Below are 26,261 nucleotides of genomic sequence, written 5' to 3' on the forward strand. Positions count from 1 at the left end.
TTTATATTGTATATATACATTATATACAATATAAACAATATGTCAATTAATTCTTGATTGCGAAGTGTGGACATGCATCCACAAAAACAGGGAATAGGAGGAAAACAATTATTTTTTTCGCGGAAGCAAGTCCATCAGTCCAACCAACTATGATAAACTAATAGAATTGAATATATTATTGGAGAGGTAAGGATGAGTCTATTTTTAAATGTTATATTGCCAATCATGGCAGTATTTGCTTCAGGATTTATATTGCAGCGCATCAGGGTTCTTGATGTAAGATCAGTTTCAGCAATTACATTATACATATTGAGTCCGGCGCTGATTTTCATTACTTTGTATGATGCTGAATTTGACAGTGGATTTTTGATTATTATTGTATATATGTTCGTATTGTTCTTCCTAATGGTATTTTTAAATAAGCTGCTGGCGAAATTTTTTAAATGGGAGCCTAATTTGGAAAGTGCTTCTATCTTAGCGACCGGATTTATGAATTCCGGAAATTATGGTCTGCCGGTGGTTCTGTTCAGTGTGGGGAATGCTGCATTGCCTTATGCTATCTTTATAATGGTAGTACAAGCCCTGCAAAATAATTTCTTTGGGGTTTATTATGCCTCACGCAGCACCAGCGGCATAAAGCGTGCATTTGCAAATGTATTAAAAATGCCGACAACGTATGCAGCCATTCTCGCATTTATTTTTCAGCATTATTCCGTTGGTGTTCCCGAATCGGTTCATTCCACCTTATCCATGGTAGGAAATGCTGCAATTCCAGTAATGATGGTTATGCTTGGTATGCAGCTTGGTTCGATGACAAAGTTAAAACTGAATTGGCAAGTGGTCATTTCAGCAGTAACATTAAAAATGGTGATTGCACCATTGATCGCATTTGGATTTGTACTCATTGTTGATGTGGATCCGATTATAGCTAGCGTACTTATCATTATTTCCGCTATGCCGACTGCAGCCACCACGACAATGTACGCAATTGAATTTGATACGGAACCGGACTTAGTTTCAAGCATCACTTTTATCGCAACCGTTACAAGTATTGTTACATTAACAATCCTGTTGAACATTATGGCCTGATGTTTTCATCCGTTATGTAATGGGTAAATTAAAGGTAAATACTATTAAAAATTTTCCTCTTTCAGGAAAGGATGACTAAGATGCTGAGAACGATTCTAATGATTATTGGTGCTATTGTTGTAATTGGATGGATAATTTCATTACTGTAAAAAATCTATAATTTTGAAATACCCGTAATCCTGCCTATATAATAGGATTACGGGTATTTTTAGATAGAGGGGTGTTTATAATGGATTTTAGGTTAAAGGGAAAATCAGTGATCGTAACAGCTGCAAGCAAAGGACTCGGAAAAGCAGCAGCGATGGAGTTTGCCAAAGAAGGAGCAAAAGTCCTGATCAGCAGCAGAAGTGAGCCTGCATTGCAAAAAGCAGTTGATGAAATCAGAGAAGCTACTGGAAATACAACCATTGATTATGCTGTTTGCAATATGAAAGATGCACAGGAAATTAAACAGCTTGTTGAAAAGGCTGTTTCCCTAAATGGCACAGTAGATGTACTTATTAATAATGCCGGTGGTCCGCCAGCAGGAAGCTTTTTGGATATGACGGATGAAGACTGGCAGCATGCATTTGAACTAAATTTACTCAGCTTTGTTCGTACAATTCGTGAGGCTGTGCCATTTATGAAGAAACAAGGGGAAGGGCATATCGTTAACTTGGCTTCCTCTTCCATTAAACAAAGTCTTGATAATCTTGTGCTCTCGAATACAATGAGACCTGGAATCGTCGGGCTTGCAAAAACACTGGCCCAGGAATTAAGTGAAGATAATATTCTCATCAATACAGTTGGTCCAGGAACCATTGAAACTGATCGCATTACGGAGCTGAATCAGACACTTGCTGACAAACAAAATAAGACAGCAGAAGACATAAGAAAAGAAGCAGAAGAAAATATACCAATGAAACGCTATGGACAGCCGCAGGAATTTGCCAAGGCAATTGTTTTTCTGGCATCCGGGGCAAACACCTATATTACCGGACAGTCCCTGATTGTAGACGGTGGTCTGGTAAAGGCACTATAGGATATTAAAAATCCCGAGAGCGATCAATAATAAAGGCGGCACAAATGTCATTTTTTGCAGCTGCCTGGTTTTTGATAAAACAATACCGATTCGTATACCGCAGAAGACAAATAACCCACTCATAAAAGCAATGAGAAATGCTGTTAAAATTGGTGCATACCCAAGCATCGAAGCACCTAATCCGGCACCAAAGGCATCAAGTGCCAGAGCGGCACCAAGCAGCAATGCTTCATGTGACGTGATGGAACCGGATTGATCCAAATCTGCTTTATCTGGTGTAGAAAGCACTGCTGTTAAATAGTTTTGACTGGATTCGTCCGATGCATTCTCCTGCCTTGGACGAATAATATTGTAAAGAGAAAATAAGCCCAGAAAGATTAAAATACTTCCACCAATCGTTTTAGCCACTTCTGGTGATATGAATGAACTCAGAGCTGAACCAATTGACATAGCGGCCAGCACAATAATCCCTGAGCAGCACATAATAGTGAACAACGCACTGAGTGGAACGAGAATTTTCCGCATCCCATACGTAATCCCCACACCAAAGCCATCCAGACTAACAGCAATTACTAAAAAAAATAAACCTGTATAAAAAAGCATTTTACCAATTCCTTTGTTATCTCTTTTAATTCATTCATTTTATGGAAATGGCTCGTAGTGTGTGAGCGCGCTCCTTCCTGCACACAGTCTCCAATTATGGTAAAGTTACAATAGATGTTTTTTAGAAGAGGGGATTTTTAATGAGTAAAACAGTAGTTTTAGCAGAAAAGCCTTCCGTAGGCCGTGACATTGCTCGTGTGCTTAACTGCAGCAAGAAAGGCAATGGCTATTTGGAAGGCTCAAAATATATTGTGACATGGGCGCTTGGTCATCTGATTACACTGGCTGACCCGGAAGTGTATGATGATAAATATAAAACATGGAAGCTTGATGATCTTCCAATGCTTCCAACCGATTTGAAGCTGGTCGTAATCAAAAAAACCGGCAAGCAGTTTAGTGCAGTAAAAACACAGTTGGCCCGGAAGGATGTCAGTGAAATAGTCATTGCAACAGATGCTGGTCGTGAAGGGGAATTGGTGGCACGCTGGATATTGGAAAAAGCACGCGTGTCAAAACCTGTAAAACGATTATGGATTTCATCCGTTACGGATAAAGCAATTCGTGATGGATTCAAACAGTTAAAACCTGGGAATAAGTATGAAAATTTATATGCTTCCGCAGTAGCACGTTCAGAAGCTGATTGGTATGTAGGACTTAATGCCACACGGGCACTGACAACCAAATTTAATGCACAGCTTTCCAGTGGCCGTGTACAGACACCTACATTAGCAATGATTGCCGCACGTGAAAAGGAAATAAAGGAATTTAAACCGAAGAAATTTTATGGAATCGAAGGGAAAACGAATAAAGGCTTTAAACTAACCTGGCAGGATGCGAAAAATAACAGCAGAATTTTCGATAAAAAGAGAGCTGACGATTTGCTTGGTCAACTGAAAAGTAAGCCTGCTGAAATAGTGGATATCAATAAAAACTTCAAAAAGAAATTTGCTCCACAGCTGTATGATTTGACAGAATTGCAGCGGGATGCAAACCGGATTTTTGGATTTTCTGGAAAACAAACATTATCATTAATGCAGAAATTGTATGAGCAGCATAAAGTTCTGACATATCCCCGGACAGATTCAAGGGTGATTACAACAGATATTGTGCCGACATTGAAGGACCGAGTGAAAGCCTGTGGTGTTGATCAATATGCCCGTTTTGCTGGGAAAATTTCAAGAAAGGACTTCAAGCTTGGAAAGTCTGTCGTAGATAATGCGAAAGTTTCTGATCACCATGCCATCATTCCAACAGAACAGCATGTGATTCTGGATGAATTGAATGATAAAGAACGTAAAATTTATGATCTTGTTGTGAAGCGGTTTTTAGCAGTATTGTCAGAACCGCATGAATATGAACAAACTACCATCACAGCACAGATCGATAATGAACGTTTTTCTGCAAAAGGCAAGATTGTTAAAAAACAAGGCTGGAAGGAAATCTATGATAATCGCTTTGACGACAATGAAAGCAGTGATGATCAGCAATTGCCTGCAGTTGAAAAGGGCGATGTAATGAATGTGCGGATTTCTATGAAAGAGGGCGAAACAAAGCCTCCGGAACGATTTACAGAAGGGGCACTGCTCCAGGCAATGGAAAATCCGGTTCGCTACATGAGCTCTGATGAAAAGCATCTAATGAGCACCATCAATAAAACTGGTGGTCTTGGCACTGTTGCAACCCGTGCGGATATTATTGAAAAGCTATTCAATAGTATGTACATGGAAATGAAGGGCAAGCATATTTTCATTACCTCTAAAGGACGTCAGCTGCTAGATCTTGTACCTGAAGATTTGCGTTCACCAGCCTTGACAGCAGAATGGGAGCAAAAGCTTGGCTTAATTGCTGAAGGAAAACTGAATAAGAACAAGTTTATTTCTGAAATGAAAAGCTATGCAAAACAAGTAGTACGGGAGATAAAAGGCAGTGATGAAACATTTAAACATGACAACATGACTGGAACAAAATGTCCGGATTGCGGCAAACTAATGCTGGAAATAAAAAATAAACATGGCCGCATGCTTGTTTGTCAGGATCGCTCTTGCGGACACAAGAAAAATATTGCCAAACAAACGAATGCCCGCTGCCCGAATTGCCATAAACGCTTGGAACTGCGCGGTGAAGGCGAAGGGCAAATGTTCATGTGCAAGTGTGGCCACCGTGAGAAACTATCCACATTTAATCAACGCAAGCAGCGTGAGAAAAAGCACAAAGTCTCGAAAAAAGACGTGAATAAATATTTGAAGAAGCAGGATGACGAATTTAAAAATAATGCACTGGCCGAGCAGCTTGCGAAGCTGAAGAAATAGAATGATTTGGACTCTCTGCACATGATGATGCAGGGAGTCCTTTTTTGGTGCGAAACCTGGAGAATGCCGAAATTCACATTTGCAGCTTCCTAAAAACCATTTACATAGACATAAAAAGGATACTCGATTATGAGCATCCTTTTCTATTAATATCTTTTCTCTTCCACTATATTATGGTTCTTATCCAAAACTTCAACTTTGCTCGGACTGTTTTCCTTTGCCATTTGTTCAGCTGCTGCTATGGCATCATCTTTTGCATCATATATCTTTTCAGGTGCAACATCCTCCAATTTTACAAACCAGCCCGATGCATCGACATTTGGTGCGATACTATAGGTTTTCATTATGAAAAACTCCTTTATAACTAATATTCAATAATTGTGTTCCCACTTTGTTAAATGATAAAACTACTAAAAAATAATCAAGCGGTTTACTTGCAATGGTTATCTAATGTATCATTAAATAAGAGATAGAAACTTTTTATAGTATATAAGGGAGGTATAACATAGATGGCTTTCGTAATTTTGGATCCATGTGGTCCGGAAAAAGCTGCCGAGTGTGTCAGCGTTTGTCCAGTGGACTGTATCGAAGAAGGACCAGATCAGTTTTATATAGATCCAGATGTTTGTATTGATTGCGGGGCATGTAAAGCTGTTTGTCCGGTGGAAGCGATAGAGGAAGAATATGATCTCACACCTGATCAGGAAGTATTCCTAGATAAAGCAGAAGAGTTTTTTGCGAACAGGTAAATTAATATATAGAAAAAACATGCTGCCTTACATAATGTGGGGCAGTACTTTTTTTGATAAATAAAGATTTTTTGAAATTGTATACCCAGGTATACATTACACAACCGTATCTATTGTGGTACGTTATATTTGAGTAAAAGGAACTACAAGAGCAGGAGAGTATAACAGCCAAAAGACTAGTTGTGGGAGGCGTTTCGTCGTTGGATAACAAAGCTTTAGTTAAAAGTCCTACATATTATTATGATAAAGAATGGGTTAATTTAATTTCCGAGGCAAAGGAATTAGGATTAAGTAAAGAAAAGGTACGTACTTATTTGAAACAAGGTTATCCAAAAATGGAATTTGAAAATTCTCCTCCACAGTTGAAAAGCTAATTTGTATACTTAGGTATACATTACACAGGATAAATCACATGGTAAAATTTCTATACGATGAAAAAGCCAACAGCTAGCAGTTTTTAAGGAGGTGTCATAATATGACAGAGAAAGTAAAATCAGAGGAAACGTCCCTGGACCCACACCAGGAAGAATCATCTGATGTAAAGGAAAATAAGGGAATGGCAATTCTGGCATATATTATTTTCTTTATTCCGCTTCTTGCTGCAAAAGATTCAAAGTTTGCTATGTATCATGCAAATCAAGGGCTTATCCTGTTTCTTTGTTGGGTTGGGGTATCCGTACTCGGTACAATATTACCGTTTATTGGATGGCTGCTCATCCTGCCGCTTGGCAGTTTGTTTTTAATCATTATGCTTGTGCTTGGGATCATCAATGCTGCAAATGGTCAAGAGAAGCCACTGCCGTTAATTGGAAAATTCAAGCTGATTAAGTGAAGAGGAAGGGAGACAGCCGGTTATGAACTGCCTCCCTTTTCCTAAATAATATCCATAATGCGTTTGATTAACTGAGTTCTATTTTTAACACGAGCCTTTGCTAAAATTCTGGAGATATGTTTTTTTACTGTTACTTCAGCAACGAACAGCTGATTGGCAATAGCTGCATTGCTTCTTCCATCCAGGATCAGTCTGACAATATCTACTTCCCGTTCTGTGAAGGAAAAAGTCTTTGTAATAATTTCAATTTGATTGCTTTCCGAAGCTTTGGCTGTAAACTGTTTTAGATACACAGCTAATTTCGCCCCGCTGACATCTAATAAGTATGTGGGGGATGGATAGTCCTCTCCATAATCATAATGCAATGCATTCGGAATTTCCTGAAACCCAAAGTTTTTAAGTAAATCCTGGAAAAAGGGAAGCGGCGTTGATACAATAATTTTCCCGCCAGAGAGCAATAAAGGAAATAAATTATACAATGAAAATGATCGGGCTGCCGTATCACTTGGATTGGCATAGTCCAGCATACGTATGAACCAGCCGGCGTTAGAGCCATCAGAAACGGAAAAGCTCTTCTTATCCGTGCCAGTCAGTCTTGAAAAATAAGCCCTGGAAACAGGTTCTTTACTCAAATGCTCCAGTGTATGTTTATTTATTGGTACAAGAACGGAAAGACCTAATGTTTCCCCATGCTCATTTTTCAATAGCTGGGCAACGTTATACCCCATTTTTTTAATATATTCTTTATCCATTAATTCCAATTCTTTTTTATTATGTCTCAGTGATGCATGAAAATGGTAAGAAGTATTTGAGCCTCTGCTGTAAAACTGCACATCACTTTTGGTTAAATGGTTTTTTTTATGTTCAAAGAATGCAGCTACTTCGTGAAAATTATAGGATGCTACAGGCTCGAAATACAGGGATGTATCGATCGAATCCTGAAAAAAAGCAGATTGAATAAACTCGTCACCAAGATGGTAAAAAAATTGAGCAATATCATAGGATGATCGGGTTGAAACTGTTCTATGATAATAGAATGCGGCACTTCGTTCACTTAAAAGCTCAAAGTGCTCGGGATTTCGATGTTTTAACTCGATTCGAATAGAATCTCTGATTAAATCATGCATTGCCCAGCCATTTCTGGTCTGCTTGATGAAGGAAAGTGATAGAAGTTCATTGAATTTCGTCATACTAATCTTCTGATTCAAAATAGAGGACAGGCACATTTGATTAAAGTTCTGCAGAATTGCCGCTGCTTCGATTAAATTTTGCAGATCCTCATTTTCAACCTCTTGCAGCCATCTTTTTGTGAGTTCAATCAAAATCTGGGGTATACTTTCAGTCAGTTGTAAAGCGGGATCTAACTCGGGTTTTTCATCCGTAATTGCTGCAAGGGAAAGCGTCAGTGGATGCCCCTCTGTAAATTGCCATAATGACTTAATATGCCGTTTACTTTTGATTCCGTAATGGCTTAAATAGGTATTTGTCTGCTCTAAAGTAAAATCCTTCAGTTCCACTTGTTTGGTCACTCTGCGCCAAGCGGGAGATTCCTTCCACTCTCCTTTTAGTTTTTTTCGGCCGGCAAAGATAAACAAGATGTTCGCATCAATATTTCGGATGAATACCTGACGTAACCAGCGTTTAAGATCGTCCATCTTTTCATAGGTGTCAATGGCGATGATAATTTTGTGCTCACGGGCGATATCTGCCAGATTTTGAAAACAGTTTTGCAGCATATTAGTAGTGTGGTATTGGAACTGTGATATTTTCATTTCAATGAGTGAGCATAAGTATTCAACAAATCCCGAGGGCGTATGGTGGAAATCTTCACTGCTGATCATTAAAAAAAGTATTCCATCCTGTTCGGCAATCCTGGAATACTCTGATAGCAAATACGTTTTCCCTATTCCGCCTGTGCCGTAAATATGGAGTACTTTTGCATCATGATGGGAAGACTCTGTGTGCTGCCGGAAAATTTCTATTTCTTTCTTTCTTCCAACAAAAAGTTCTCCTTCAAATTCATTGATTATATCATCCATCCGCTTTTGTTCTGTGGTAATTCCTTTATTTACCTCCAAAACAATAACCCCTTCCATAGTAAATCGAATATATTTTTTAGAAAAATCCAATTATTATAAATATAGTAAAATTATCCTATAAAGTCAATAAGAGTTTAGGCTTTTTTAGAGAATAAGCAGGAAAGTGCAAAAAGATATTGAACTTAACGTTAACGTCAATGATAAGCTTTAAATGTTAGAAAATTACAATAAAGGTGATTGCAAATGAATAAAGAAGAAACCTATTCGATTTCGGAGCTTGCGGCATATTTTGGCATCGCAACAAGAACGATTCGTTATTATGAGGAGCTTGGTTTAATACATCCCAGACGAAGTGAAGGCGGTCAGCGAATATTCTCAAAAAAAGAGCGAATTCGCCTGCAGCTTGTTTTTCGCGGGAAGAAATATGGATTCAGTCTGGAGGAAATCAGAGAGATGATTCAGCTATTTGATCAGGATCCTTCCGGAAAACAACAGCTCCAAAAGACAATCGAATATGGCACAGGAAAAATAGGGGAGGTGTCCAAACGGATAGATGAAATGAAGAACCTTCGTTCAGAGATGGAGTATTTAATAATGGATTTTAAGGTTAGATTAGATGAATTGGAGCGTGAGAAATGATGAATATACCAAATTTGCTTGCAAGGCAATCGAGAATATTTCCAAATCATGAAGCAATCGTAACACCATATGAACGGATAACGTATTTAGAATGGAATGTGAAAGTGAACAAATTAGCAGACAGTCTTAGGAAACATGGTGTCAGGCCGGGTGATAAAGTCATCCTGCACATGCCGAATACAAAGGAATTTTTATTCACTTATTTTGCTGTGCAGCGTTTAGGAGCACTGATTGTTCCAATCAATGCGAAGCTCGTTCATCAGGAAATCGCCTATATTTTAGATCACAGTGATGCGACAGTTTTTGTGACACATGAGTTATTATTCAATCAAGTGGAGGGGCTGCCTGAATCAGATGATCTTTTATGTGTGAAAACAGGAGAAGCATTAGGGCATTGGCTCTCATTTGAAAAGCTGATAAAAGAAGGATCCCCGGATGAAATAGAGTGTGATTTGATGGAAGATGATGAAGCTGCATTATTATATACATCAGGAACAACTGGTGATCCGAAGGGTGTTGTATTTACGTATCGCAATATCCTCACAGTTGCAACGATGATTTGTATTGAGATGACAATGAATACTGAAAGCAGGATACTCCACATGATGCCGCTGAGTCATTCTGCACCATTGCATTTATTCCTGATTGCAGGTACCTATGTTGGAGCAACACATGTACTTGTACCAACATTTACACCTGATTTGCTGCTGGGAACAGTACAAAAGGAAAAGACAACACACTTCTTTGGTGCTCCAATTGCTTACCTGGCAACATCCAAACATCCAAAAATTAAGGAGTATGATTTATCATCCATGGAATACTGGGTATACGGCGGCGCTCCTTTAGGGGAACAGGAAGTGAGATTTGTTAAAGGGAAATTTTCAACTGACCGGCTGATGTGTGTATATGGACTGACAGAAGCAGGACCAAGTGGATCATTATTAGGATTCGATGACCATCAAACAAAAGCTGGCAGCATCGGTAAAAGGCCAGCTTTGAATTGTGAGATTCGAATAGTCAATGAAGAAGGTATTGAAGTAAAACAAGGTGAGGTTGGAGAGATAATTCTGCGTGGTGAAGGGAATATGAAGGGATATTATAAAGATCCAGTAAAAACGAGTGAAGCATTAAAGGGAAAATGGTTATATACAGGTGACATGGGCAAACAGGATGCAGACGGATTTTACTGGATTGTCGATCGGAAAAAAGACATGATTATCTCTGGCGGGGTTAACATTTTTCCAATAGAAATAGAAAATCTATTAACAATCCACCCACAAATTGCGGATGCAGCAGTTGTAGGTGTTCCGAATCCAGACTGGGGCGAAACAGTGAAAGCATATGTTGTGACTGAAGGAGAAATAGAAAATCTGGCAGAGGAATGCAAAGGATTTCTGCAGGGAAAAATAGCCGATTACAAGATTCCTAGAGTATATGAAAAATTGGATGCACTGCCTCGCAATGCAACTGGTAAACTGCTGAAAAACCAATTGCGTGAGCGTGTAGAACTGTAACATCATAGGGGGATAAGATCATGACAAATTTTTATACAGAGGATCCAAACTTAAAGCGTTTGCTTAAAGAAATGCTGCAGGAGGACTTTTTCAATTGGGCAGACGGTGAACTAGGGGAATTTGGTGAATTATGTGCGGGAGATATTGACGAGCGGGCTGCTCATACAGATAGGGAGGGGCAACCTCTTCTTATCCGTTATGACAAAATGGGAAATGAAGTATCCCATATTTGGTTAAATGAGGGATATAAAAAGACGATTGAAGAGACCTATAACTCAGGGATTATCGGCTATGTCCATAAAGAAATTCCTGATTTGGGATATAAGGGGAATTATGTTTATTCTTATGCCCAGAGCTATTTGCTTTCCCATGCAGAGCCAGGGTTTTACTGTCCGGTAACACTTACGAAAGCTACTGCCTATCTGATTGATCACTATGCTTCGGAAGTTTTAAAGGAAGAATTTTTGCCACATGTACTTTCAACAGGTGATACAGAACTATATGAGGGAGCAACCTTTCTGACTGAGAGACAGGGTGGTTCGGATGTTGGTGCAAATGAAACAGAGGCTGTTCAGGATGGTGATTTCTATCGTATTTCGGGAGAAAAGTATTTTGCCAGCAATGTTGGAGCATGCGGTATCGCAATGGTTTTGGCGCGAACCGAGGGTGCACCGGAAGGCACAAGGGGGTTAAGTTTATTTCTTGTCCCCTGGGAAGAAAACCGGGCTGCCGGACTGCTTAGGATTCGCAGATTAAAGGATAAGCTTGGCGTAAGGGCCGTTCCATCAGGGGAAGTGGAATTTGAAGGTGCTAAGGGTTATTTGGTAGGAGAAGAACACAAAGGATTTTCCTATATGATAGAAGCACTCAACCTCTCACGTGTATCCAATGCGGTAGCATCCTTGGGCATCATGCGCCGTGCATACCTGGAGGCGAAAAACTATGCGATGGATCGTGAGGCATTTGGAAATAAACTTACAAACTATCCAATGGTGCAGGCCACATTGAGTAAATTGGCTGCTAAACAAGAGGTTGAAACAAATGCAGTGTTTGAAGTTATACGTTTGATGGATTTGGTAATGGGGAAGGATACAAAGCAGAAAGCTTCAAAAGAAGATCAGATATTATTCAGATTGTATGTGGCAATTATGAAAAAAGAAACGGCAGAGCAAGCAATCCATTTTGCACATGAGGCTATTGAAATGCATGGCGGGAATGGGTATATTGAGGATTTTATAACACCACGATTGCTTCGCGATGCACAGGTCCTGACCGTGTGGGAAGGCACTGCAAATATATTAGGGATGGAAGTTCTCAGGTTAATTGGCAAATATAATGCGGAAGAAATATTTGCGGAAGAAATGAGAGCAAAGCTAGACAAGGTGACAGGTAGCAAGTTAATGCACTGGGTTGAAATAATCAATTTGGGGATTAACGAATTGATGGATCGAATACATCAGATTAAAGAGCTTTCTTCTGATTTGCAAACCTACTACAGCAAAGAAATTGCAGAGGCGATGGCAGCTATTTATGAAAGTGTCATTGCAATTGAAACCAGCGTAAAAGGTGACAGCAGACAGAAGGCAATCACTGAAGTTTATTTGCAGTCGGTTTGGAAGAGGGACGAAATGGAGGAAAATCCGGCAGCGTTAAGGAAGTTTAGTGAGCTTGTGGGAAAGTAGATGTTCCGCCGTAAATATGATTTTTTTCTAAGAGAGAGAATAGCATGGCAAAACTAGATATTAACAATAGTAATCCCCACTGGATAATACGAATGGCAGTATTGCAGCGGGGGTTTTAATTTGGGAAATAGAGTTCTATGAAGTAAGTATTAATAGTTGAAGTGAAGATGAATTACGTGGGTGAATTCGTATTAATTGCCAAATTGGCTTTTCAATCTGGCAATCTCCCTTTCGTTACGCACAGCCTTCTCCCAGATATGATTCTGATCTGCCTCCAGGGTTTCAAATTTACCCATTATTTCATTATGACGGTTATCATTTTCCTCTTTCATAGAGGCTTGTTCCAATTTTACGACAGTTACATCTTCTCGGATTGAAGCCTGCTCTTCCTTCATGATGTTCTGCTCTTTGCGAAATGTAGTCTGTTCTTCACGCATGGCAACTTGTTCCTCCACTACCTTAGCTACTGTCGCAATCAATTGTGACAACATATTCTCCATACGCTCAAATTTTTTATCCTGGAGATCGAATCGTTTTTCAAGTCGGTCAAATCTTTCTTCACTCATTTTTTTCACCACCTTTCTTATTTAAAAATTATATCTGAATTTTAAAAAGAATGCTATCGAAACATGTCGTGATTTGATATTATTTATCTTCCGCTTTTGCTGCTATTTTACTGGCTATCCAGCGTTTTGCAATTGTTTCATCAATTTCATAGACTTTACCGGCACGCAGCAATTCACCATGGTATGCTGTTTGGACATTCATCTTAACTTTGATCATATTGAGTGCTCCTTATCGTCTGTATTAATATTAATTATACATGATGCTAGTCAAAAAAATAAGAGGTGATTTGTTGAAGGGGTTAAATAGTGCAGTTGAGAGGCTAGTAGTTAAAGTTGGGAAATAAAGTGCCAAATCAGAGAGATAAGGTTATAAAGTCGAGAAGTAGGTGGGTATTTTTCTGATAAAACACCAAAAAGAGAAGGATACGAATAGTTCTCCATGATATGATACAATGTAATCAAAATAAATACTGGAGGTAAAATCATGGGAATATCCAAATGGGATTTGTTTAAGCAAATAGATAACATGCCAGTGGAAAAATACGATAAAATTAAGAAGTATTTAGATAGATTAAATAATCAAGAGGATGAAGAAATAGTATTGGATAAAGAATCAAAAAAGAGGCTAGAAAAATCATTTGATGAATACGAAAAAGGGGAATATCATACTTTTGATTATGTTTTCGAAGATGGTGAGAATAATGTATGAGATACGATTCTCTAAAGGGGCTGGGAAATATTTAAAAAGTTAGATAAACCAACAAAAGAAAGGATCAAGAAATCGTTCGTTAAACTTGCTCAAAACCCATGGGAAGCAAATCAACTAGACATCAAAAAATTAGCAGGGTATGAAGATTCCTATAGATTAAGGGTTGGAAAATACAGAGCTTTATACACAATAATAGAAAGTGAGATTGTGATATTTGTATTCGATTTGGATAGCCGTGGTGATATTTACAAAAAATAATATGTCTTTTTATGATCCAAAATGAAAGTACTACATAAAATTTAAGGCACTTCCTTATACTATTATTCCTTATGTAACATCAAGCTACTAATACTCCACTGATTGAAGTTTCGCTTTTTATTTTCTCTATAATAATGTAATCCTGCCCTATAGATAAGACGCTCAACTAGCTTTCTTCAATAAAAAAAACAGAAATTTCCTACTTTTTTAAAGTTAAAATTTCAACCATAATAATTGTTAAAAGCTATCAGATGAAAAGATAAGTGGGAAATGGAACCCCCGGCAACTAGAATATTTTATGATTGAGATTGAAACAGTTTATATCAGAAAAGCTGTACTAAACATGAAAACCTACTTTATTTTCAAGCTATCCTTCACAATAAAAGCAACACAAGGAATATGTTCAGAACAAACCACATCAGCAGCTTCAAATACATTGACTAATTCATAAGGTTGTCCATCTGCTGCAAGCACATATTGTTCAATAAACTGATTTTTATGATCGACAATCCAATATTCCGAAACACCAAAAGAAGCATAGCTATTCTTTTTCATAATACGATCACGTTTTGCACTATTTGGGGAGAGGATTTCAATTACTAAGTCCGGGGGTCCAACCACAGCATGCTCCTCAATTATGTGCTCGCGGCTGTGGTGAATCATAAGTATATCGGGTTGTCTTGTTTCATTATCGGATAGGATTACATCAATAGGTGCATGCATAATAATATAGTCATTATCACACGAATCGGTTAAAGTCTGTACAAAACGATGACAAACACGCTGGTGGGTAGTTGTTGGAGAAGGCTTTAAATCAAGTTGACCATTAATAATTTCGTATTGATTCCCGTCCTCAGGTAATTGATAATAGTCATCAACACTCCACCCGGTTTCTTTAATCAATGGCTTTTTATCAGTTTTCTTTTGATGCATAAAAACAGCTCCTTTTCTAAGTCTATTATCTCATTATTTGAAAAGTTATTCCAGATAAATCCAATATTCAAGGCTACAAAATAATTGCGGGGTAACAGATATATTAAATATCTACCTCGATAATCATGTATTAAAATAGAACCAGATTTTATGTGTCTTTTGAACAAACGTTTGCACAAAATAATATTTTAAATATGGCCAAACCAAATTATACCTCGATCCAGGGCCCCTTTTTATACTATTAAAATAGCGTTTATTCTTAAAACTGTAAGCGTTAACCCCATTATAATAACAATAATTATAAATATTATTAGAATAAGAGTTTTAAGCTTGTTTTTTAAAAAAATCGATGTATAATAAAAGTACAATGTTTGTGCAAACGATTTCACAAATTGCATAAAATAAGCATTGTTAATTTTTACAAAACATAGGGGAGGTTAATTGAATGAAAAAGTCGTTAATTTATATTTTCGCAATGTTACTTATCATCGGAATACTTACAGCATGTGGTCCGGATGATGCTGAACCAGCAGATGAAGGTGCGGGTGAGGGAGATAGTACGGAAAGTACAGAGGGTGACAAGCCTGAGAAGTTAATTGTTTGGGAGGATCAGGATAAAGGAGCCGCATTGGAAGATGCTGCAGTAAAGTTTGAAGAAGAGCATGGGATAGAAATTGAATATGTGGAATATAACATTACGGAAATTCAAGAAAATTTAGCATTAGATGGTAACACAGATAATGCTCCAGATGTGGTTACCATGTCTCATGATGGGGTTGGTCCATCAGTAGTTAAAGGATATATTTCGCCAATCGAAGTTAGCGAGGACATTTTAAGTCAGTTCACAGAGTCTTCTGTTGAGTCGCTAAAATATGAAGGTGAGTTGTATGGCTTACCGAAAGCAACTGAAACAACAGTTTTCATATACAATAAAGACCTTCTGCCAGAAGTACCGGAAACAATGGAAGAAGTATATACATTGTCTCAAGAAGCTAATTCAGGAGATGATTTCGGATTTTTGGCAATATGGGATGATTTCTATCATAGCCATGGTATTTTTGAAGGATTTGGAGCCTATGTCTTTGGTGACGACGTAACTGATATTGGTTTAAATAATGAACAAGCAGTAGAAGCATTAGAATATATTAATAAATGGTATGAAGAAGGATTATTCCCTAGAGGTATAATAGGTGAAAATTCAAATGATCAAATGAATGCTCTGTTTAAAGAAGGAAAAGCATTTGCAGTTCAAAATGGACCATGGGCATTCAAGGATTACCGTGATTCAGGAATTAATATAGGGATTGCTCCAATGCCAACTTTACCAAATGGAGAAGAAGTAGGAACATATATGGGAGTTAAAGGTTGGTTTGTTACAAACTTTACTGAAAACAAAGAATGGGCACAGAAATTTGTGGAATTTGTAACAAATGAAGAAAATGCAAAAACACGTTATGACCTAACTGGTGAAATCCCGCCATTAGTATCATTAATTGAAGATGAACAATGGGTTAGTGAAAATGAAGGTGCTGCAGCTGTTATGGCACAATCCCAAAACGCAATTGCAATGCCATCCGTTCCAGAAATGGCTGAAATATGGGATCCAATTGCAGCAGCAGTTCAAACAGTTGCTACTGATAAAGCGGAACCGAAAGAAGCATTGAAGGAAGCTGTTGATTTAATTAATCAAAATATTGAAATGAATCATGGCGGCGGAAACTAATAGTGATTGCAGGCGGTATTTTCTTCGTTGAAATACTGCCTGTGTTTTTAAGAAAGGGGTCTCTTTCTGTGGATAATGTATATAAATCAAACCACCGAAAAATTGCTGCATGGCTTTCAATTATTCCAGGGATTGGACAATTTTATAATCGGCAAATTCTTAAGGGAACTTTATTTTTAATCCTGGGTGTATCATTTTTAATTTCGTTTTGGGATTTCATCGATCTTGGTATATGGGGAATTATTACACTTGGTGAACAGTTACCTAGGGATAATTCAATTTTTCTAATGGTCTATGGAATAATTGCGATTTTTTTACTTGTGCTGGCTTCTATTTTTATGTTCATTAACTTGCGTGATGCATATAAAAATGGACAAAGAAGAGATATGGGACAACAACTTAATTCTGTACGAAATCAATACCGTAACCTAATAGACAATGGATTCCCGTATTTAATGTTGACCCCTGGATTCTTCCTTTTGTTATTTGTTGTTATTTTACCAATTATCTTTGTGCTGCTATTAGCATTTACGAATTATGATTTATATCATACATGGCCTGCACAATTATCTGATTGGGTTGGATTTCAAAATTTCACTAACCTATTTACATTAGATGTTTGGCGTGAGACTTTTATTAGTGTTTTCGCCTGGACAGTCATTTGGACGTTTGGTGCAACAACCCTGCAAGTTGCACTTGGTATATTCCTGGCAATCTTAGTAAACCAGAAAGACTTGAAAGGAAAAGCAATAATACGTACTGTTCTTATTCTGCCATGGGCAGTTCCGGCATTTGTATCCATCCTCATTTTTTCCGGAATGTTTAATGAATCATTTGGTGCAATAAATACGGTTATTTTGAATGCATTGGGTATTGATTCAATCCCTTGGATGACTGAAGTATTGTGGACTAGAATAGCATTAATTTTAATTCAAACCTGGTTAGGGTTTCCATTTATTTTTGTGATGGTTACTGGCGTATTACAGGCAATACCGAATGAATTATATGAAGCAGCCACAGTTGATGGAGCAAGTGTCTTTCAAAAGTTTAGCAATATTACTTTTCCGCTAGTAATGTTTTCGGTAGCACCGATATTAATTACTCAATATACATTTAATTTTAATAATTTTAATGTGATTTACCTATTTAATAGTGGTGGACCAGCCGTGCCTGGTCAAAATGCGGGAGGAACTGATATTTTAATTTCGTGGATCTATAATTTGACCATGACTACACAGCAATATGGCATGGCTGCTGCAATTACGATGGTTATGTCTGTGGTTGTTATTGCTGTAGCAATTTGGCAATTTAGAAGAACTAAGTCATTCCAGGAAGAGGATATGATGTGATATGAATACAAAAATTACGAAAATTCTCAGGTTGGCTGTAAGCTATTTTATTATAGCTATCATGGCGGTTATAATAATCTATCCACTTGTATGGGTGTTCGGGGCTTCTTTAACACCAGGGACAAGTTTATCGAACTTTAGTATTATCCCTAAAAACCCAACGTGGGAACATTATAAGGAATTATTTAATCCAGATGAAAGTCTCTATATAACATGGTATTGGAATACGTTAAAAGTAACGATCATTACGATGATTGCTTCTGTATTAACGATTAGTTTAATGGCGTTTGCATTTTCCCGATATCGATTCGTCGGCAGGAAAAATGGTTTAGTGACTTTTTTAATTTTGCAAATGATCCCGAACTTCGCAGCCTTAATTGCTATATTTGTTCTAGCAAATGTGACTGGATTAATTAATACACATCTAGGTTTAATTCTTTTGTATATGGGCGGCGCTATTCCGATGAATACATGGTTATTGAAAGGATATTTAGACACCATCCCGAAAGAATTAGATGAAAGTGCCCGTATGGATGGAGCGGGGCATTTTCGAATTTATTGGCAAATAATTATGCCATTAGCTAAGCCGATGCTAGCTGTTGTTGCAATCTTTTCATTCATTACTCCATTCACAGATTTTATTTTAGCAAAAGTACTGCTGCGGCAACCGGAGCAATATACACTTGCTGTTGGGTTATATGAGCTGGTATCACGTCAATATGGCAGTGAATTTACGTTGTTTGCCGCTGGTAGTATTTTAATTGCTGTGCCAATATCTATATTATTTTTGTCATTACAAAAATATTTCGTATCCGGCTTAACAGCAGGTGGAATAAAAGGGTAAGAAAAAATATTTATTAATTACTTCATCGATGAAGGAGAGTCAAAGAAATGCTTGAAGATACTAGTTTTGCAATTCACCCAGGAAAAGAAAAACAATCGACTGCGGTCGTATATCGCGATATTGGAAATTTATTAGAATATAAAAAATCAAATAATACGTATATGTTTATATGTGACAATGGTAATGTCGCCGTACAGTTTTATACCGATTCGATAGCCCGTGTAGTTATGAATCCTCATGGAGAAGTTCAACTTGATCGTTCACATACTGTTAAGGTTTCACCTGATGAAGTAAAAGCTATGGAGGAATTTTCAGGAGATATAATTCTGTTGAAAACAAGCAAATTACAGCTTCGAATTGAAAAAAGCCCATTTCGTATAACAGTTACTGATGCAGAGGGACGTATGCTTGTAGCTGAAGGTAATCGTGGTATGGCTTACAGGGAAAATGGAGAAGTAGCAGTATTCAAGAAAATGCAGGAAAATGATCATTTCTATGGTTTTGGTGAAAAATCGGGTTTTCTTGATAAGCGTGGTGAAAAATATGAAATGTGGAATACAGATGTGTATGCACCGCATAATCCGGAAACAGATCCGCTTTATGAGTCTATTCCATATTTCATGACATTGCGAGAGGGCAAAGCGCATGGAGTGTTTTTTGATAACACATTCCGCACCGTTTTTGATATGAAGTCAGAATCCGATTATTATTCCTTTTCTGCTGAGGGTGGCCAGATTGATTATTATGTAATGGCTGGGCCTGAGCCGAAAGCTGTTTTGGAACAATATACAGATTTAACAGGAAGGATGCCGATTCCGCCGAAGTGGGCATTAGGATATCATCAGTCCCGGTACAGCTATGAAACTGAGGCTGAAGTTCGTGAACTGGCACGGAATTTCGTAAATCGTGATATCCCGGTTGATGTGATTCATCTGGATATCCATTATATGAATGGGTATCGTGTATTTACATTTGATAAGGAACGGTTTCCAAATCCGGAAAAACTTATCGCTGATTTGAAAGAAATGGGCATTCGCATCGTTCCGATCGTTGATCCAGGTGTTAAAAAGGATCCAGAATACACGATTTATCAGGAAGGTGTAAACCAGGATCAATTCTGTAAGTATATTGAAGGTGAAACCTATTTTGGTGAAGTTTGGCCTGGGACCAGTGCTTTCCCTGATTTTACAGATGAAAAGGTCCGTAAGTGGTGGGGTGAAAAACACGCATTTTACACGGATATGGGAGTAGAGGGTATCTGGAATGATATGAATGAGCCTGCTGTTTTTAATGAAACAAAGACGATGGATGTAGAGGTAATGCATCGAAATGATGGCAATCCCACGACACACCGGGAGCTTCATAATGTTTACGGGCTACTGATGGGGCAGGCAACCTATGAAGGCATGAAGGAACAGTTGAGTGGGAAACGCCCATTCCTGTTGACACGGGCAGGATATGCCGGTGTGCAGCGGTATGCATCTGTCTGGACAGGAGACAATCGCAGTTTCTGGGAGCATTTGCAAATGTCCCTGCCTATGGTGATGAATCTTGGACTGTCAGGTGTACCGTTTACAGGTCCAGATGTTGGCGGTTTTGCACATGATACAAATGCAGAATTACTTACCCGCTGGACGCAGGTTGGAGCATTCACACCATATTTCCGAAACCATTCAGCTCTGGATACGGTAAACCAGGAGCCATGGCAATTTGGTAAAACCTATGAAGCCATTATGAAAAAGTATATTCAAATGCGCTATGAATGGATGCCACAGCTTTACTCCTTATTCTTCCAGGCGAGTATTTCAGGACTTCCTGTTATGCGTCCACTATTGATGGAGTTTCCGGAAGATGAGAAAACCTACAATCTGAATGATCAATTTATGATTGGCGATAATGTTATAGTTGCACCAATCCTTGCCCCAGCTGTCACAGATCGTGCAGTTTATCTGCCTAAGGGTGAGTGGGTGGAATTTTCTACAGGAGAAGTATATGATGGAGAAAAAACACACTTAATCCATGCAGAGCTTGAGAATATGCCTATTTTCGTAAAAAAAGGGACAACAGTTATGCAAGGTGAATGGATTTCCAATAAGGATAAAACCGCTAAAAATATTCAAATGAATATTTATGCCGGAGATTCCGGAGAAACTTACCGCTTCACGTATTATGATGATGACGGAGAAACATTTGATTATGAAAAGGGCAGCTTCCTTGAATTAGGTATAGAAGTTGTATCAAAAGCTGATGTAATTGAAGTGAGGGCACTGAATAAGAAAGGTGATTTCACCCCAGCATATAAAGAAATAGATGTGAATGTGATTGGTCTGGAAAAGACACAAAAAGTAATAATAGATGGTGAAATTAGCCGTGGGAATGATCATAAAATAAGTATCTAAGAAAGCAAGAGGGTGTGTAGAATGGTGACAATTAAAGATGTAGCAAAGGCAACCGGTGTTTCTCCCTCTACTGTATCCAGGGTGATAGCAGATAACCCGAGGATCAGTCCGGTCACTAAGAAGAAAGTCAGAAAAGCAATGAAGGATCTAGGGTATCATCCAAACATAAGTGCACGAAACCTTGTAGTCAAATCAACGAAAGCGATTGGTGTCATTATGCCATCATCTGCAGACAAAGCATTACAGAATCCATTCTTTCCAGAAATTTTGCGTGGAATTGGTTCTGTGACACATCAAATGAAATATTCAGTAACACTTTCCAGTGGACAAACTGAAGAAGAAATTTTTGAGGAAGTTCAGCGCATGGTCTTCGGCAGCTATGTCGATGGCGTAATTTTACTTTACTCCAGGTTAAATGATCCTGTAACCAACTTTTTAATTGAAAAGGAATTTCCTTTTGTCATCGTTGGTAAGCCATATGAAAATGTGAACGGAATTACACACGTTGATAATGATAACTTCTCAGCAGGCAAAGAAATAACAGGACATCTAATCGAGCGTGGCCATGAAAGAATAGCTTTTATTGGGGGTTCTAAGGATTTATTTGTAACAATAGACCGTGAAGCAGGTTATGAAGCAGCATTGCAGGAAGCTGGTCTTGAGGTGTCTGACAGCTACAAGATTCACACAGAGTTTTTAAAATCTGGTGGAAGAGAAGCGGTGGAAAAGCTGCTGTCACTAAAGGTACCCCCAACCGGAATTGTTGTCAGTGATGATTTAATGAGTGTCGGTGTACTGAGCATGCTTGAAGAATCCGGTGTAAAAGTACCGCGAGATGTGTCCCTTGTCAGCTTCAACAATGTTTATCTTTCTGAAATCATTCGCCCAGCGCTAACGACTGTTGATATCCAAATACATGAGCTTGGTGTGCAATCAGCCAAGGCATTAATTGAGAAAACAGTGAATAAAACAGAACCTGTGAAACGGATTAGTATCCCGCATCGGATTGTTTATCGGGATTCGGTGAGTAAACTTCCGTGATATTATAAAAACCGTCCATAAAGGTAACGGGTTCCGTTACCATAAAGGACGGTTTTTAAGTTGTTATTTCTAATTTTTTCAAAAAAGAGTGTTTCATTAATAAGAGTAAAGAAAGAGGTGACGGAGTGATCAATGAATTGAAATTAAAATTACGTGATGTCGGTACTTCTGTTGTTCATATTAAATTGACACCATTATGTTTCCCATAGGTTGGGATCAATTTTTGCTGTCCTTTTGGAAACCGAGTTTTTGCAATAGTTTGATAATACCAGAACATCGATTTGACTTAGAACAAAATCTGATCAATTTCACCAGCTTTTACTTTTTTTTGCAATTTCAAATCCTGCTTTGAACGCTTCCTGCCTTTCTGGATCAACTATTCGAATTATCTCTCAACCTCGCCTATATTCTCCGTCAAAATCATCTTCAATGCGGCTTCTATATCCGTCGTTGGACGCTGACAGGAAAAATTTTCACAGACATAGACAGTTGTTTGACCATTGATTTGTTTATATTCGCTTGCAAAAGGAACAATTCCCGAAAATGTATTCGGAGATTCTGTTGCAAGAACGGTGACGTTTGGCAACAATTCACCTTGAAGCCGCCACTGTAATTTCTGTCGCTCGGGATCATTTTCTGATCCGATAATAACAACCTCCTTCGTTGAGTTATCCGTAAGCAGCAGGCTTTGCACAAAAAATGGGCTGGCTGAAGCTTGTCTATTGATTTTATCAAAAAATGTATAATACATTTCTTCTGTTTTGTCGGGATAGGCTGAAACACCAGTCAGGTAACCCAATCGGACAAGCATTACGGAAGCAACACTATTGCCGGATGGAATTGCCCCATCATATACTTCTTTATCTTTGGAAATCAAGGCTACACTGTCTCTGCCACTAAAGTAAAAACCGCCATCCTTTTCATCCCAAAATAATTCAATCATCTGGTCGGCCAGATTACGAGCTTTATTCAAATATTTGACGGAAAATGCAGCATCATATAATTCAATATATCCCCATAAAAGAAATGCATAATCATCAATATATGCCTTATATTTAGTCTCTCCATCACGATAACGGGCCATTAATCGACCTTCATGGTAAAGTTTTTCATCTATAAAGCTCATGGCTTTTTCAGCCATTTGAAGATATTTGTTTTCACCAAAAACTTTTCCTGCCTTTGCTAGTGCTGCAATCATCATCCCATTCCAGCTAGTTAAAATCTTATCATCCACATGCGGATAGACACGCTTCTCCCGGGCCTCAAGCAATTTCAACCGGGCTTTCTCCAGTTTTTCCTGAAGTTCATCCACCGATAGGTTATTTTCCAACGCTGCTGATTCCAGAGTTCTCTCAATTAGATTTGGGATATTTTTTCCCTCAAAATTCCCGTTTGGTGTAATGTCGTAAATGCTGGAATATAGTTCACCGAGACCTTCACCAAGTACATCGAAAATTTCTTCATGGTCCCAGACATAATATTTACCCTCGACACCTTCTGAATCAGCATCAATTGCTGAATAAAATGTACCATCATTACTTGTCATTTCCCGTTCAACAAATGTAATGATCTGCTCACTGACTTGCTTATAGAATGGGTTTTTCGTTACCTGATAGCATTCAGTATAAGCAATCAGAAGTAGTGCATTATCATAGAGCATCTTTTCAAAATGCGGAACAAGCCATTTTTCGTCCGTAGAATAACGGGCAAATCCAAAGCCTATATGGTCATGGATTCCCCCTGCAGCCATAGACTGCAAAGTGCTTTCCACCATTTTCAGTGCAGCAGTTTTACCAGTAAAATGATAATATGTCAGTAAATACAGCAGATTTTGTGGTGCAGGGAACTTTGGTGCTCCGCTAAAGCCGCCATGTGTGAAATCAAAACTCTTGCCCAGCTGCTGGTATGCAGTATTGGTTGTTTCCTGCGTCAAACGCTTTTCGCTTTTGGCTGTGATTGTTCGGTTAAGTGCATTGGTCACACTCTCGGTCACCTCTTCGATATGGTCGGAATCCTTTAAATATTTTTCATGAAGCTGTGATAGTGCGTCCATAATACCAGGCATTCCGTATTTACTTTCTTTCGGAAAATAGGTTCCAGCATAGAAAGGGATCTGATCTGGTGTCATGAAAATGGTCAAAGGCCATCCTCCATGGCCTGTCATCATCTGACAAACCTTCATGTAAACGGAGTCCACATCCGGCCGCTCTTCCCGGTCGACCTTTATTGAGATATAGTATTCGTTTAATAGTGCAGCAACTTCCTTGTCTTCAAAGGATTCATGCGCCATAACGTGACACCAATGGCAAGTTGAATAGCCGATGGAGAGGAAGATTGGCTTATTTTCCTGTTTAGCTTTTTTAAATGCTTCTTCTCCCCATGGATACCAGTTCACTGGGTTGTATGCATGTTGGAGTAGGTAGGGGGATTTTTCATGGATTAATTTAGTGGGTTTATTATTAGATTGCATGGAACCACCTTCTATTTTTATAATGAAATTACCATTTAATTAATTTAATTATTTTTTCCCTTGAAAGCGAAAAAATACCTGAATTGGAGATACAGTCTAATAATTAATAGTTTCAGTGCAAGACTCAAACCTTAACTTTCATATAAGTTTTTTTTACAGCCATTAGGACTTCCTTATGCTTACTGACACAATCGTTAAAGTTTCCATGAAGTAATTTGTTGTTTGCTTCAAAAGTAGAATGAAATGGTTTAACCCACTTTTTCTTATTTGCAACATAACCATTGTCTATATAAAAATTAAGGATATTTTCCATAATTCGTCAGATTAATTCTGAAAATTAATCTAAATAATTAACCTCTTAATTTTTTTCATTAACGGAGGCTTTTATTAATGAGTTATCGAGACAATAAAAAACTGATTTTTTAATATAGAATCAGTTCTAATCAAATTTCATGAGGTAAATCTCCTTTAAATTGTTTCCATATAGGAATTGACCATTCAGGTAATTTTTTTGACTCAAAGGTAATCTTATCATTATTTATTTCTAACACAATTTCCCCGTCATCTTTGCTGTTGTCAATCAAAACCAGATTATCAATGATGTGTGCATACTCATAAAGATGTTTAAATGAGGTTTGGTTTCTTCTAAGGATATCTTCAGTAGGAATATGATGCCCACCATTTTTTACTCTCATTGCGACTCTTTCTATATTTTGATTGACATTACTTAATGCAACATAAAACATAGTAATTTCATAACCCGTCTTTTTAGCTTTTTGTATTTGCCTAATTGCATTCTTTCCAGCAAGTGTAGTTTCAATAGAAAAATCTTTTCCTTCTTTAATATATTCGTTAACAGATTTTATGACTTCTTTTCCTGCTGTTATCCTTTTTGACTCAGGATTTTGTGGATCTATCCTTCTTGCAATAGCATCCGGATCAATGTTAATATCAAAACCAATTTTATCGATGATTAAATTACGAAAAGTACTTTTTCCACTACCATTATTACCTGCGAATACAAAAAATATTGGACTGTGCAAGTGCATTAAGATTTACCATCTTTATGAAAGGGAATAATTTTACCATTCGGAAATTCTTTTACAAGCTTTCCTTCTTTTTCGTATACAATATATGTGTTATTTGCCTTAGCATCAATTCTTGCCCTTTCTCCTGTCATTTTAGCCCACTTATCGACCCAACCATATTTTCGTTGAGGTTCATTATTTGGCTGTTTTAACATAAAGACCACCACCTTTATTAAATTATATCAGATAGCCAGTTTAATTATAATATCTAAACGTTAGGATTTATATTAATGACAATCTAACTATTTTCAAGGAATTAACTAAAACTATAAGCTAGTCGGGAGTTTGACACCTACATAAGTAAAAATAGTCTTTAAAGCCTTTGATGGCTTTATTTTTTTGTCAAATTTTAGATATTCTTATTGAGTACTATTTAGTACTATGTTATGATTGAGCTAACTTAA

The 26,261-nt window shown here is 37.8% G+C and carries 25 protein-coding genes; 16 read left to right on the forward strand and 9 right to left on the reverse strand.

Annotation, left to right across the window (positions count from 1 at the left end):
* The first annotated feature begins 192 nt into the window (after positions 1–192).
* Both CIL03_RS13735 and CIL03_RS13740 read left to right on the forward strand, forming a co-directional pair.
* Entirely contained in the window at positions 193–1,089 is an 897-nt protein-coding gene (locus CIL03_RS13735; RefSeq protein ID WP_094886433.1) for an AEC family transporter, read from the forward strand.
* Between the two features lie 229 nt (positions 1,090–1,318).
* Positions 1,319–2,110, forward strand: coding sequence for an SDR family oxidoreductase (locus CIL03_RS13740; RefSeq protein ID WP_094886434.1), 792 nt, complete (start codon positions 1,319–1,321; stop codon positions 2,108–2,110).
* Here the strand turns inward: CIL03_RS13740 and ytaF are convergent.
* Positions 2,105–2,713 carry a sporulation membrane protein YtaF gene (gene ytaF / locus CIL03_RS13745; RefSeq protein WP_094886435.1) on the reverse strand — a complete coding sequence of 203 codons (609 nt, stop codon included), beginning with the start codon at positions 2,711–2,713 and terminating at the stop codon, positions 2,105–2,107. The two genes, CIL03_RS13740 and ytaF, sit on opposite strands and share 6 nt — an antisense overlap.
* 140 nt (positions 2,714–2,853) lie before the next feature.
* Between ytaF and CIL03_RS13750 the strand changes: the two genes are divergently transcribed.
* Positions 2,854–5,022 (forward strand): DNA topoisomerase III, encoded by a 2,169-nt coding sequence (locus CIL03_RS13750; RefSeq protein WP_094886436.1) that lies wholly within the window; start codon positions 2,854–2,856, stop codon positions 5,020–5,022.
* Positions 5,023–5,168: 146 nt separating this feature from the next.
* Here CIL03_RS13750 and CIL03_RS13755 read toward each other — a convergent pair whose 3' ends face one another.
* Positions 5,169–5,366: a DUF2188 domain-containing protein gene (locus CIL03_RS13755; protein ID WP_094886437.1), complete on the reverse strand. Its 198-nt coding sequence runs from the start codon at positions 5,364–5,366 to the stop codon at positions 5,169–5,171.
* 165 nt (positions 5,367–5,531) lie between these two features.
* On the opposite strand from CIL03_RS13755, the gene CIL03_RS13760 reads away from it, so the two are divergent.
* From CIL03_RS13760 to CIL03_RS13770, 3 genes are all read left to right on the forward strand, one after another.
* Positions 5,532–5,771 carry an indolepyruvate ferredoxin oxidoreductase subunit alpha gene (locus tag CIL03_RS13760; RefSeq protein ID WP_094886438.1) on the forward strand — a complete coding sequence of 80 codons (240 nt, stop codon included), beginning with the start codon at positions 5,532–5,534 and terminating at the stop codon, positions 5,769–5,771.
* Positions 5,772–5,971: 200 nt separating this feature from the next.
* A complete protein-coding gene (locus tag CIL03_RS13765) occupies positions 5,972–6,145 on the forward strand; it encodes an anti-repressor SinI family protein (RefSeq protein ID WP_108721255.1) in 174 nt (57 codons plus the stop codon).
* A gap of 101 nt (positions 6,146–6,246) precedes the next feature.
* Positions 6,247–6,603: a DUF4870 domain-containing protein gene (locus CIL03_RS13770; protein ID WP_094886440.1), complete on the forward strand. Its 357-nt coding sequence runs from the start codon at positions 6,247–6,249 to the stop codon at positions 6,601–6,603.
* Positions 6,604–6,644: 41 nt separating this feature from the next.
* On the opposite strand, the gene CIL03_RS13775 is transcribed toward CIL03_RS13770, so the two are convergent.
* The gene (locus CIL03_RS13775; protein WP_165767963.1) at positions 6,645–8,681 is read right to left on the reverse strand and encodes a LuxR C-terminal-related transcriptional regulator; all 2,037 of its coding nucleotides are present in this window, start codon (positions 8,679–8,681) and stop codon (positions 6,645–6,647) included.
* A 204-nt stretch (positions 8,682–8,885) separates the two neighbouring features.
* Here CIL03_RS13775 and CIL03_RS13780 point away from each other — a divergent pair, with 204 nt between their 5' ends.
* Genes CIL03_RS13780 through CIL03_RS13790 form a run of 3 tightly spaced genes read left to right on the forward strand, consistent with a single transcriptional unit; the run spans position 8,886 to position 12,477 of the window.
* Entirely contained in the window at positions 8,886–9,281 is a 396-nt protein-coding gene (locus CIL03_RS13780) for a MerR family transcriptional regulator (RefSeq protein WP_094886442.1), read from the forward strand.
* On the forward strand, positions 9,281–10,795 hold the full coding sequence (locus tag CIL03_RS13785) for a class I adenylate-forming enzyme family protein (protein ID WP_094886475.1): 1,515 nt from the start codon (positions 9,281–9,283) through the stop codon (positions 10,793–10,795). The genes CIL03_RS13780 and CIL03_RS13785 overlap by 1 nt, the downstream gene beginning before the upstream one ends.
* 20 nt (positions 10,796–10,815) lie before the next feature.
* Positions 10,816–12,477, forward strand: coding sequence for an acyl-CoA dehydrogenase family protein (locus tag CIL03_RS13790; protein ID WP_094886443.1), 1,662 nt, complete (start codon positions 10,816–10,818; stop codon positions 12,475–12,477).
* Positions 12,478–12,668: 191 nt separating this feature from the next.
* On the opposite strand, the gene CIL03_RS13795 is transcribed toward CIL03_RS13790, so the two are convergent.
* On the reverse strand, positions 12,669–13,043 hold the full coding sequence (locus CIL03_RS13795) for a hypothetical protein (RefSeq protein WP_094886444.1): 375 nt from the start codon (positions 13,041–13,043) through the stop codon (positions 12,669–12,671).
* A 79-nt stretch (positions 13,044–13,122) separates the two neighbouring features.
* Entirely contained in the window at positions 13,123–13,260 is a 138-nt protein-coding gene (locus CIL03_RS19865; protein WP_165767964.1) for a hypothetical protein, read from the reverse strand.
* A gap of 267 nt (positions 13,261–13,527) precedes the next feature.
* On the opposite strand from CIL03_RS19865, the gene CIL03_RS13800 reads away from it, so the two are divergent.
* The gene (locus tag CIL03_RS13800) at positions 13,528–13,752 is read left to right on the forward strand and encodes a hypothetical protein (protein ID WP_094886445.1); all 225 of its coding nucleotides are present in this window, start codon (positions 13,528–13,530) and stop codon (positions 13,750–13,752) included.
* Between the two features lie 27 nt (positions 13,753–13,779).
* Positions 13,780–14,010: a type II toxin-antitoxin system RelE family toxin gene (locus CIL03_RS20395; protein ID WP_206207706.1), complete on the forward strand. Its 231-nt coding sequence runs from the start codon at positions 13,780–13,782 to the stop codon at positions 14,008–14,010.
* A 351-nt stretch (positions 14,011–14,361) separates the two neighbouring features.
* Here CIL03_RS20395 and CIL03_RS13810 read toward each other — a convergent pair whose 3' ends face one another.
* Positions 14,362–14,943 carry a Uma2 family endonuclease gene (locus CIL03_RS13810; RefSeq protein WP_094886446.1) on the reverse strand — a complete coding sequence of 194 codons (582 nt, stop codon included), beginning with the start codon at positions 14,941–14,943 and terminating at the stop codon, positions 14,362–14,364.
* 445 nt (positions 14,944–15,388) lie between these two features.
* On the opposite strand from CIL03_RS13810, the gene CIL03_RS13815 reads away from it, so the two are divergent.
* The 5 genes from CIL03_RS13815 to CIL03_RS13835 all read left to right on the forward strand — a co-directional run bounded on the left by CIL03_RS13815 (position 15,389) and on the right by CIL03_RS13835 (position 22,299).
* Positions 15,389–16,666, forward strand: coding sequence for an extracellular solute-binding protein (locus CIL03_RS13815; RefSeq protein ID WP_094886447.1), 1,278 nt, complete (start codon positions 15,389–15,391; stop codon positions 16,664–16,666).
* A gap of 68 nt (positions 16,667–16,734) precedes the next feature.
* Complete coding sequence (locus CIL03_RS13820) at positions 16,735–18,015, forward strand: carbohydrate ABC transporter permease (RefSeq protein ID WP_094886476.1); 1,281 nt, start codon at positions 16,735–16,737, stop codon at positions 18,013–18,015.
* A 1-nt stretch (position 18,016) separates the two neighbouring features.
* Positions 18,017–18,859 carry a sugar ABC transporter permease gene (locus CIL03_RS13825; protein WP_094886448.1) on the forward strand — a complete coding sequence of 281 codons (843 nt, stop codon included), beginning with the start codon at positions 18,017–18,019 and terminating at the stop codon, positions 18,857–18,859.
* A gap of 47 nt (positions 18,860–18,906) precedes the next feature.
* Positions 18,907–21,258, forward strand: coding sequence for a glycoside hydrolase family 31 protein (locus CIL03_RS13830; protein ID WP_094886449.1), 2,352 nt, complete (start codon positions 18,907–18,909; stop codon positions 21,256–21,258).
* Between the two features lie 21 nt (positions 21,259–21,279).
* Positions 21,280–22,299 carry a LacI family DNA-binding transcriptional regulator gene (locus tag CIL03_RS13835; protein WP_094886450.1) on the forward strand — a complete coding sequence of 340 codons (1,020 nt, stop codon included), beginning with the start codon at positions 21,280–21,282 and terminating at the stop codon, positions 22,297–22,299.
* A 385-nt stretch (positions 22,300–22,684) separates the two neighbouring features.
* On the opposite strand, the gene CIL03_RS13840 is transcribed toward CIL03_RS13835, so the two are convergent.
* The 3 genes from CIL03_RS13840 to CIL03_RS13855 all read right to left on the reverse strand — a co-directional run bounded on the left by CIL03_RS13840 (position 22,685) and on the right by CIL03_RS13855 (position 26,012).
* Positions 22,685–24,769 (reverse strand): thioredoxin domain-containing protein, encoded by a 2,085-nt coding sequence (locus tag CIL03_RS13840; protein ID WP_094886451.1) that lies wholly within the window; start codon positions 24,767–24,769, stop codon positions 22,685–22,687.
* A gap of 443 nt (positions 24,770–25,212) precedes the next feature.
* Complete coding sequence (locus tag CIL03_RS13850) at positions 25,213–25,818, reverse strand: ATPase (RefSeq protein ID WP_094886453.1); 606 nt, start codon at positions 25,816–25,818, stop codon at positions 25,213–25,215.
* Positions 25,818–26,012 (reverse strand): hypothetical protein, encoded by a 195-nt coding sequence (locus CIL03_RS13855; RefSeq protein WP_094886454.1) that lies wholly within the window; start codon positions 26,010–26,012, stop codon positions 25,818–25,820. Before CIL03_RS13855 ends, CIL03_RS13850 begins: the two co-directional genes overlap by 1 nt.
* Between the last annotated feature and the right edge of the window lie 249 nt (positions 26,013–26,261).

Source organism: Virgibacillus indicus (genome assembly GCF_002266285.1).
GTDB lineage: Bacteria > Bacillota > Bacilli > Bacillales > Amphibacillaceae > Virgibacillus_K > Virgibacillus_K indicus.

Coding starts and splice junctions, on each gene's coding strand:
- CIL03_RS13735 (WP_094886433.1), top strand. CDS start 193: ATGAGTCTATTTTTAAATGTTATATTGCCAATCATGGCAGTATTTGCT.
- CIL03_RS13740 (WP_094886434.1), top strand. CDS start 1,319: ATGGATTTTAGGTTAAAGGGAAAATCAGTGATCGTAACAGCTGCAAGC.
- ytaF (WP_094886435.1), bottom strand. CDS start 2,713: ATGCTTTTTTATACAGGTTTATTTTTTTTAGTAATTGCTGTTAGTCTG.
- CIL03_RS13750 (WP_094886436.1), top strand. CDS start 2,854: ATGAGTAAAACAGTAGTTTTAGCAGAAAAGCCTTCCGTAGGCCGTGAC.
- CIL03_RS13755 (WP_094886437.1), bottom strand. CDS start 5,366: ATGAAAACCTATAGTATCGCACCAAATGTCGATGCATCGGGCTGGTTT.
- CIL03_RS13760 (WP_094886438.1), top strand. CDS start 5,532: ATGGCTTTCGTAATTTTGGATCCATGTGGTCCGGAAAAAGCTGCCGAG.
- CIL03_RS13770 (WP_094886440.1), top strand. CDS start 6,247: ATGACAGAGAAAGTAAAATCAGAGGAAACGTCCCTGGACCCACACCAG.
- CIL03_RS13780 (WP_094886442.1), top strand. CDS start 8,886: ATGAATAAAGAAGAAACCTATTCGATTTCGGAGCTTGCGGCATATTTT.
- CIL03_RS13785 (WP_094886475.1), top strand. CDS start 9,281: ATGAATATACCAAATTTGCTTGCAAGGCAATCGAGAATATTTCCAAAT.
- CIL03_RS13790 (WP_094886443.1), top strand. CDS start 10,816: ATGACAAATTTTTATACAGAGGATCCAAACTTAAAGCGTTTGCTTAAA.
- CIL03_RS13795 (WP_094886444.1), bottom strand. CDS start 13,043: ATGAGTGAAGAAAGATTTGACCGACTTGAAAAACGATTCGATCTCCAG.
- CIL03_RS19865 (WP_165767964.1), bottom strand. CDS start 13,260: ATGATCAAAGTTAAGATGAATGTCCAAACAGCATACCATGGTGAATTG.
- CIL03_RS13800 (WP_094886445.1), top strand. CDS start 13,528: ATGGGAATATCCAAATGGGATTTGTTTAAGCAAATAGATAACATGCCA.
- CIL03_RS13810 (WP_094886446.1), bottom strand. CDS start 14,943: ATGCATCAAAAGAAAACTGATAAAAAGCCATTGATTAAAGAAACCGGG.
- CIL03_RS13815 (WP_094886447.1), top strand. CDS start 15,389: ATGAAAAAGTCGTTAATTTATATTTTCGCAATGTTACTTATCATCGGA.
- CIL03_RS13825 (WP_094886448.1), top strand. CDS start 18,017: ATGAATACAAAAATTACGAAAATTCTCAGGTTGGCTGTAAGCTATTTT.
- CIL03_RS13830 (WP_094886449.1), top strand. CDS start 18,907: ATGCTTGAAGATACTAGTTTTGCAATTCACCCAGGAAAAGAAAAACAA.
- CIL03_RS13835 (WP_094886450.1), top strand. CDS start 21,280: ATGGTGACAATTAAAGATGTAGCAAAGGCAACCGGTGTTTCTCCCTCT.
- CIL03_RS13840 (WP_094886451.1), bottom strand. CDS start 24,769: ATGCAATCTAATAATAAACCCACTAAATTAATCCATGAAAAATCCCCC.
- CIL03_RS13850 (WP_094886453.1), bottom strand. CDS start 25,818: ATGCACTTGCACAGTCCAATATTTTTTGTATTCGCAGGTAATAATGGT.
- CIL03_RS13855 (WP_094886454.1), bottom strand. CDS start 26,012: ATGTTAAAACAGCCAAATAATGAACCTCAACGAAAATATGGTTGGGTC.